The sequence below is a fragment of the Brevundimonas sp. LPMIX5 genome, assembly GCF_003576505.1.
Lineage (GTDB): Bacteria > Pseudomonadota > Alphaproteobacteria > Caulobacterales > Caulobacteraceae > Brevundimonas > Brevundimonas naejangsanensis.
Genome location: NZ_QWTZ01000046.1, coordinates 1 through 788, shown reverse-complemented (window position 1 = coordinate 788; position 788 = coordinate 1). Strand labels below are relative to the sequence as shown.

General features: G+C 41.4%; 1 protein-coding gene. It reads left to right on the top strand.

Annotated elements, in window-relative coordinates:
• Positions 1 to 88: 88 nt before the first annotated feature.
• Positions 89 to 788, top strand: a 700-nt coding sequence (locus D1604_RS15180) for a hypothetical protein (protein WP_199683838.1), incomplete at its 3' end; no start/stop codon positions are given.

Here is a 788-nt window from a genome sequence, read left to right as displayed (position 1 = left end):
TAAAGCCAGCAAGTCAGAACTCACGCAGACAGCTGAGGAGCTCTCTAGTAAGATAGCGAGTGTGCAGGCATCCGGTCGAAATCTATTCTTGAACTCACTATTCAAGCAGGATATTTCAAAAACAGGAATTTGGACAACGAGTACATATACGGCTCCTATCGATAGCGAAAGTAAGTATCTTGGACACAAGGCTCTTAAAATTATAGGTTTGAATCCATCTGGCCGTGATGGAGGGAATCCCAAGGTTACTTATCCAGCTCTGGGTCAATTCGGGAAAGTAATTCCCGGAAGTACGACTAATCAAGATGTAACCATTAGTTTTTATGCTAAGGCAAATAAAAATGGAATAATGCTAAGATCTCGATTAGGGAATATCGGATATAAAACTGGAAATGTGACATTGTCGACAGAAATTAAGCGATATGTTGTCCATATTCCAAAAGGTTGGACAAACGAATCCAAGCAGACCACAAATGAATGGTTGTTCAATTTCAACCAGGAAGGAACCGTTTGGATTTGGATGCCGAAGTTTGAAATAAGCGATGTAGATACTTCTTATTCAGAAGCTCCTGAAGATATAGAAGGTCAGATTTCAACAGTTGAATCGACCTTCAAACAACGAGCCAACTCACTCGACGCTGGTGTAAGCCGTCTGACTGAAGGTCTTAGAACTAAAGTGGATATCAGCGCACTCAACGTGACTGCTGAAAATATTAGGCAGTCGGTGAAGAGTCTTGAGACAGACACGCAGAACAAACTAAATCAGAAGTTGAGTCAGGCTGAATTTG